General features: G+C 72.6%; 7 protein-coding genes. 6 read left to right on the forward strand and 1 reads right to left on the reverse strand.

The window, feature by feature from the left end:
- Window positions 1–51: 51 nt before the first annotated feature.
- Complete coding sequence (locus tag IEY20_RS03280; protein ID WP_022904372.1) at window positions 52–270, reverse strand: hypothetical protein; 219 nt, start codon at window positions 268–270, stop codon at window positions 52–54.
- 202 nt (window positions 271–472) lie between these two features.
- On the opposite strand from IEY20_RS03280, the gene IEY20_RS03285 reads away from it, so the two are divergent.
- The 6 genes from IEY20_RS03285 (at window position 473) to IEY20_RS03310 (ending at window position 7,377) form a co-directional block, all read left to right on the forward strand.
- Window positions 473–973 carry a GtrA family protein gene (locus IEY20_RS03285; protein WP_229727828.1) on the forward strand — a complete coding sequence of 167 codons (501 nt, stop codon included), beginning with the start codon at window positions 473–475 and terminating at the stop codon, window positions 971–973.
- Window positions 973–2,466 carry a glycosyltransferase gene (locus IEY20_RS03290; protein ID WP_204620514.1) on the forward strand — a complete coding sequence of 498 codons (1,494 nt, stop codon included), beginning with the start codon at window positions 973–975 and terminating at the stop codon, window positions 2,464–2,466. The genes IEY20_RS03285 and IEY20_RS03290 overlap by 1 nt, the downstream gene beginning before the upstream one ends.
- An 8-nt stretch (window positions 2,467–2,474) precedes the next feature.
- Entirely contained in the window at window positions 2,475–4,442 is a 1,968-nt protein-coding gene (locus IEY20_RS03295; RefSeq protein ID WP_188888893.1) for an ArnT family glycosyltransferase, read from the forward strand.
- Between the two features lie 98 nt (window positions 4,443–4,540).
- Entirely contained in the window at window positions 4,541–5,359 is an 819-nt protein-coding gene (locus IEY20_RS03300) for a DUF4397 domain-containing protein (RefSeq protein ID WP_175327367.1), read from the forward strand.
- 96 nt (window positions 5,360–5,455) lie between these two features.
- Window positions 5,456–6,604 carry a family 8 glycosyl hydrolase gene (locus tag IEY20_RS03305; protein ID WP_175327368.1) on the forward strand — a complete coding sequence of 383 codons (1,149 nt, stop codon included), beginning with the start codon at window positions 5,456–5,458 and terminating at the stop codon, window positions 6,602–6,604.
- Window positions 6,601–7,377 carry a class F sortase gene (locus IEY20_RS03310; protein WP_175327369.1) on the forward strand — a complete coding sequence of 259 codons (777 nt, stop codon included), beginning with the start codon at window positions 6,601–6,603 and terminating at the stop codon, window positions 7,375–7,377. The genes IEY20_RS03305 and IEY20_RS03310 overlap by 4 nt, the downstream gene beginning before the upstream one ends.
- Window positions 7,378–7,489 lie beyond the last annotated feature (112 nt).

Genomic DNA, 7,489 nt, shown 5'->3' on the forward strand with positions numbered 1-7,489 from the left:
CGGCCGAGCACCGCGCCCGCGATGGCAGACGGACAGTGCGACCGCGACCCGTCAGCGCCCGTCGCGCGCGGCCCGGGCCGTGAGCCAGAGGTACGTGGCGTGCCCGGCGAGCGCCAGGCCGAAGAAGATCGCCGCGACCGCGTACACCCGGTCGAGCTTGCCCTGGCCGATCACGAGCATGACGATGCAGAACAGCACGGCCGCGGACAGCACGGCGACCTGCACGGTCGACCAGAACTTGCGGAAGCGGGGCATGCCGGTGAAGCTCACCGGACCATCCTCGCGCACGATCGACCGGGACGCGACCCGCCGAGGGGCGGGCGGTGCACAGACCGGTCGGGCCGTTCGTACCCCATGTGAACGGCAGGTGTCGCCAACCTGGCAAAGACCTGGCATCGTCGGGACCGGACCAAACCGGTCCCGACGAGTCCCCCGAATCGGGGGCATGACCTCGACCGATACCCCCGTTCTGGTGTCACCCGAGACCGAGGCCCCCACTCCGGTCCGTGCTGCCCGCGCAGCGCGCCTGCTCACCCTCGGGCGCCAACTGGCGTCCTTCGGCACCATCGGCGCCGTCTGCTTCGTCATCGACCTCGCCGTGTACAACGTCCTCCGCGCCACCGTCCTGCCCGACAGCCCGATCTGGGCGAAGGTCGTGTCGGCGGTGGTCTCGACGGCGGTCGCGTGGCTCGCGAACCGGTCCATCACCTTCCGTTCCGAGCGCGGCGTCGACCGCCGCGCCACCGTCCGCGAGGGGCTGCTCTTCGCCCTCGCGAACCTCGTCGGCCTCTTCATCGCGGCCGCCTGCCTGTTCGTCTCGCACTACGTCCTCGGGTTCCGATCCACCCTCGCCGACAACGTCGCCGGCAACGGGGTCGGCCTGGTCCTCGGCACAGCGTTCCGCTTCGCCGCGTACAAGGCCCTCGTCTTCCGTTCCACTGACGCTCGTCCCACGAAGGAGGCTTCGGCCTGATGACGACCACCCTCTCCGCCGCGCTGGTCACCGCCGCCGGTCCGCTCCTGCAGCCCGGCTCCCCCGCCACGTCCGGCACCGTGCCGAACCGCGGCACCACGAACGTCCCGACGGGAGGCTCGGGTCAGCTCCCGCACGCCGCCTGGTCGCTGGGCGAGTGGATCGGGTACTCCGCCCTGATCGTCGTCTCCGTGCTCCTCACGCTGGTCGCGCTGTCGACCCTGTGGTGGATGCTGCACGCCTGGCGCTCGCGCGACGCGCTCAAGGCCACCCGCTTCAGCGAGACGCCGCGGCCCGCGGCGCACCGCTTCACGCTGCTGGTGCCGGGTCGGCACGAGCAGGACGTGATGGGCCAGACGCTCGACATGCTCGCCACGCAGGACCACCCCGACTTCGAGATCATCGCGATCGTCGGCGAGGACGACCCGGAGACCGACGCGGTCGTCCGCGCCGCCGCCGCGCGCCACCCCGAGCTCATCCGGGTCGTCGTGGACGACACCGCGCCGAAGAACAAGCCGAAGGCGATGAACCTCGCCCTCCAGTACGCCACGGGCGACATCGTCGGTGTGTTCGACGCCGAGGACGAGGTCTACCCGCACCTGCTGACGCTCGTCGACTCCCGCTTCCAGGAGACCGGTGCGGACGTCGTGCAGGGCGGCGTGCAGCTCATGAACTTCAAGTCGAGCTGGTGGTCGCTCCGGAACGTGCTCGAGTACTACTTCTGGTTCCGCTCGCGCCTGCACTTCCACGCCGAGTCGAAGTTCATCCCGCTCGGCGGCAACACGGTCTTCGTGACCCGCGAGCGCCTCGAGTGGTCGAACGGCTGGGACGCGCACTGCCTCGCCGAGGACTGCGAGCTGGGCGTCCGCCTGAGCGCCGACAACGCCAAGGTCGTCGTCGCGTACTCGCCGGAGGCCGTCACCCGCGAGGAGACCCCGCCGACCTTCGCGTCCCTGCTCAAGCAGCGGACGCGGTGGAACCAGGGCTTCCTCCAGGTGCTCGGCAAGGGCGAGTGGAGGAAGCTCCCGACCCGCAAGCAGCGCTTCTTCGCGCGCTACCTGCTCACGATGCCCTTCATCCAGGCCGCGACCGGTCTGCTGATCCCGCTGAGCGTCCTGATGATCGCGTTCGTCAAGGTCCCGACGTCGATCGCCCTCATCTCGTTCATCCCGCTCGCCCCGACCCTCATGCTGCTGGCCGTCGAGATCGTCGGCCTCGGTGAGTTCGGGCGGCTCTACAAGGAGAAGGTCCGGGTCCGCGACTACGTGAAGCTCGTCCTCGGCCTGATCCCGTACCAGGTGTTCCTCGCCGCGGCGGCCGTCCGCGCCGTCGTCCGGCACGTCCAGGGCCAGAACGGCTGGGAGAAGACGGAGCACACCGGGCAGCACCGCACGCCCGCTCCCGAGGTCGTCGGCTTCCCCAGCGCCGTGACCGAGACGGCGACCGAGTCCGCCGACGCCCGTGAGCTGCAGACCACCGGAGGGACCCGATGACCGCCAGCATGACGAACACCACCGGCATCCCGATCCGGGGCGCCGTCGCCCGCAGCGGCGCGGCCGGCTGGGTCCGCCGTCACGCGGTCAGCCTCGCCTGGCTGCTCCCCGTCCTCGCCGTCGCCGCGGCCGTGCAGCTGTGGAACATGTCCGGGACGCCGCAGCGCATCGACGACGAGGGGACCTACACCGCTCAGGCCTGGGCCATCACGAACCTCGGCGAGCTCACGCACTACACGTACTGGTACGACCACCCGCCGCTGGGCTGGATCCAGATCGCGGCGTACACGTCCGTGACGGGCGCGTTCGCCCGCTACCCGTTCGCCGTCGAGGCGGCGCGCGAGTCGATGGTGTTCTTCACCGCCGTCTCGAGCGTGCTGCTCTTCGTGCTCGCGCGCCGACTCGGCACCGCCCGTCCCACCGCGGCGATCGCCGTGCTCGTGTTCGCCCTGTCCCCGCTCGCGCTGCAGTACCACCGCACCGTCTACATCGACAACGTCGCGACGCCGTGGCTCCTCGCCGCGTTCGTGCTCGTCCTCAGCCGCCGCCAGCAGCTCGCCGGGTTCGCCGGCGCTGCCGCACGCCTCGGCATCGCGGTGCTCTCGAAGGAGACCTACCTCCTCGCGCTGCCGTTCCTGATCTGGATCGCCGTCCGTCGGGCCGACAAGAGCACCCGCCGCTACACACTGAGCGTCGCCGGTGCGGTGCTCACGGTCATCGGCGGTGGCTACCTGCTGCTCGCCGCGGTCAAGGGCGAGCTCCTCCCCGGAGCGGGACGGGTCAGCCTCTTCCAGGGCATCACCTACCAGCTGGGGTCCCGCACCGCGTCGGGGTCGGTGTTCGACGGCGGCAGCCTCGCGCACCAGGCCGCGGCACAGTGGTGGGCGCTCGACCCGGTGTTCATCGTGCTCGGGAGCGCAGCGGCCCTGGTCGGCCTGTTCCTGCGCCGGGTCCGGCCGATCGCCGCCATGCTCGTGTTCCTGCTCGTGTTCATGTTCCGACCGAACGGGTACCTGCCCGTCCCGTACGTGATCATGCTCGTGCCGTTCGCGGCGCTGCTCGTCGCGTACACCGCCGAGCGTGCCGTCCTCGTGATCGCCGGGTGGTCCCGCAGCCGGAGCCGCCTCCCCGGCGGCGTCCGTCGCACCTTCGGGATCGCGTGGGCCGCCGTCACGGTCGTCGCCCTCGCCGTCGCCGCGCCCCTCTGGGCCGGTCAGCTCCGCGGCTTCCTCAGCAGCGACCTCGACCAGCCGATGCAGCAGGCCGAGCGGTGGGTCGGCGACAACGTCCCGAAGTCGTCCCGACTGCTCGTCGACGACGCGATGTGGGTCGACCTCGTCAAGGCCGGCTTCGCCCGCGACAACGTCGTCTGGTACTACAAGCTCGACACCGACGCCGCCGTGGAACGCCAGTCGCCGAACGGCTGGAAGGACTCCGACTACGTCGTGACCACCGACTCGATGCGCACCGGCGGGAACTCCTCGACGGACGTCGCCGAGGCCATCCGCAACTCGACCTCCGTGGCGGTGTTCGGGACCGGCGACCAGCAGGTCGACGTCCGACGCATCCACTCCGAGGGCGAGACGGCCGCCGAGCAGGCGATCACGAAGGCCGCCGACCAGCGCAAGGCGATGGGCACCGAGCTCGCCGCCAACCCCGCGCTCGAGGCGGACGCCGGCACCCGGTCGCAGTTCCGCGCCGGCCAGGTCGACAGCCGGGCGATGATCGCGCTCGGGCAGGTGCTCGCCGACCAGCGGGTCGCCGTCGACCGGTTCACCCCGCTCACCGGCGAGACCGGTCAGGTGTTCCGTCGCGTGGTCCTGCACGCCGGCAACGCCGCCCAGGCGACCCGGGTCGAGCGCATCCTCGACGCGATGTCCGACACCTACCGACCGTCGACCGTCGAACGGCACGGCACCGAACTCGTCGTGACCTACGCACCGATCGGCCCGACCACGGCGCCCACCGCCGCCTGACCCGGCGCCGGGCAGCCCGGTGCGTCGCCGACCGCGGCGCGCCGGGCTGCCGCCCCAGCACGAACCCGAACCGCACCTCCATCCGAAGGAGCACCACCATGACCGCACGTCCCCGCACCGCACGTCCCGTCGTCGTCGGCACCCTCGCCGCGGCCCTCGTCGCCGCCACCGTCGGCCTCGCCCCGCAGGCGGCCTCGGCCGCGACCCCGCAGGACGGCTGGCTCCGCGTCGGCCACCTCTCGCCGGACACGAAGGGCGTCGACGTCGAACTGTCGAGCCTGTCGGGCGGCAAGAAGGTCTTCGAGCTCGACGACGTCACCTACGGCCAGGTCAGCCCGTACCAGGAGCTGCCGGTCGGCACCTACGTCCTCTCGATGCGGGCCGCCGACGCCCCCGACTCCACCCCGGTGATCTCCACGGACGTCACCGTGAGTGCGGGCGACGCCGGCACGGTGGTCGCGTACGGCAAGAACTCGGACCTCAAGACCACCGCGTTCAAGGACGACCTCCAGCAGCCCGGCGACGGCAAGGCCAAGCTCCGGCTCGTCCAGGCCGCCACCACGGCCAAGCGCGTCGACGTCTCCACCTCGACCGGCACCGCCGTGGCGGAGGACGCGACGTTCGGTACCGCGACGGGTTACGCGACGGTCAAGTCCGGCAAGTGGACGCTCGACGTCTCCGGCAGCGGACAGCGCGGCACGGCGAAGGTCGACCTCGCCGGCAACACCGTCTCGACGCTCTTCGTCCTCGACGACAGCAAGGGCGACCTCACCGTCGTGCCCGTGACCGACGCCGCGGCCACCGCCGCCACCCCGAAGGGCGGCGTGCAGACCGGCGGCGGCGGCACGGCCGCCGACCGCCCCGTCACCGACGCGTTCCACGCGCTCGTCGCTGCGTTCCGCAGCATCTTCGGCTGACGGCCTGGAGGCGCGCCACCGGTGAGCGGACCAGCTCACCCGCACCGCGCCTCCAGTCCGCACCCCCGACCCGACACCCAACGAGAGGCAGGCCCCGTGCACCGCAGGACCTGGATCCCGGTCGCCGCGATCGCGGCCGTCGCCGTCACCGCCGGCGCGGCGCTCGTCGCCGTCCACCCTTGGTCGGACGAGCCGACGCCGCAGGCGGCGTCCACCCCGACCTCGACCACCGCGCCCGACACCACCCGCTCCGCCGCACAGCTCCGGACCGCGTTCCTCGACCGCTACGTCGAGGACGGGCGCGTCGTCCGGAAGGACCAGGGCGGCGACACCGTCAGCGAGGGTCAGGCGTACGGTCTGCTCATCGCGTACGCCGCCGGCGACCGCTCGACGTTCGACGACGTCTGGCGCTGGACCGACCGACACCTGCTGACCGACGACGACCTCCTCGCCTGGCGGTGGACGCCGAAGGGCGGCGTCGCGGACGAGCAGTCCGCGAGCGACGCCGACCTCGATGCCGCACGGGCGCTCGTGCTCGCCGGGAAGGCCTGGGACGAGCCGCGCTACACCGCCGCGGGCAAGCGGATCGCCGCCGCGATCCTCGACCACGAGACGGTCGAGACGGACGCCGGACGGATCCTCCTCGCGGGTCCGTGGGCCGACGAGGAACCGTACCGCTACGACGCCTCCTACGCCTCGCCCGCCGCGTTCCGGATCCTCGCCCGCGCGACCGGCGACGACCGGTGGCGCGAGCTCGAGGCGGGCTCGCGCACCGTCACCGCCTCGCTCCTCGACGCGACCGACCTGCCGAGCGACTGGTCGCAGGTGCACGCCGACGGGTCGGTGGACCCGATGCCCACCTCGGCCGACGACGGGCGGGTCCTCTACGGCTACGACGCCATGCGGCTGCCGCTGCGGTACGCCGAGGCGTGCAGCAGCGCCGACCGGCGCCTGGCCGGTTCGATCGCCCCGACGCTCCGGCGCTCGACCCAGCTCGCGGCGCAGCTCGACCTCGGCGGGACCGCCGTGACCGGCGACACGAACGCACTCGCCTACGCCGCGCGCGCGGCTGCCGAGCAGGCCGCCGGCAGCGACTCCGCCGCCCGCGCCGACCTCGAGCGCGCGGACCGGACCGCCGCGACGACGCCGACGTACTACGGGGACGCATGGGCTGCGCTCGGCGCGACCATGCTCACCTCGGACGTCCTCGGCGGGTGCGCGACCAGCTCCGGGAGCGACTCGTGAGCCGCCGGACGGCATCGCACCGGACTCCGGACGAGCCGCGCACGCACGGCCGTCGACGGACACTGGCGATCGCGATCGGCGTCGCGGTGGTGCTCGCCGGCGGCGCCGTGGCCGGGGTGGCCGTCGCCGCGTCGAACGGGGACGAGACCCGTGCCGCGTCAGCCCCAGCCGCCGCGTCGGCATCGGCGTCGGCGGGCCGGTCGGACTCGGCGGGCCGGTCGGACTCCGCGGGCCGGTCGGACTCCGCGGGCCGGTCGGACTCGGCGGGCCGCTCGGCCTCCGCTGCCGACGGGTTCCAGGACCCCGCTGCCCCGGCGGCGGTCTCCACGGCGACGCCGGTCCGCGTCGCGATCCCCGCGATCGGGGTGTCGAGCGGCCTGGAGGACCTGCACCGCGGGTCCGCGGGCGAGCTCGACCCGCCGAAGGACTGGGACAGCGCGGGCTGGTTCAGCGACGGCATCGTCCCCGGCCAGGTCGGCCCCGCCGTGATCGCGGGGCACGTCGACTCCCCCACGAGCGCCGCGGTGTTCTACCGACTCGACGAGCTCGTCGCCGGCGACCGGATCACCGTCACGATGTCCGACGGGAGCACCCGGGTGTTCGAGGTGCAGCGTTCGGAGCGCGCCGCGAAGACCGCCTTCCCCACGAGCGACGTGTACGGCACGTCCCCCACGCCCGCGCTGCGGCTGATCACGTGCGACGGCACGTTCGACACCGCGACCGGGCACTACACCGACAACCTCATCGTGTTCGCGACCCTCGTGCACGACTGACCGACAGCCCCACCGACCCGAACTGGAGCCCTGTGATGAACGAGTCCCTGGTCATCATCCCGACGTACGACGAGGCGGAGAACATCCGTCCGATCGTGGCGCGCACCCTCGC

It is taken from the genome of Curtobacterium luteum, from assembly GCF_014646995.1.
Classification (GTDB): Bacteria; Actinomycetota; Actinomycetes; order Actinomycetales; family Microbacteriaceae; genus Curtobacterium; species Curtobacterium luteum.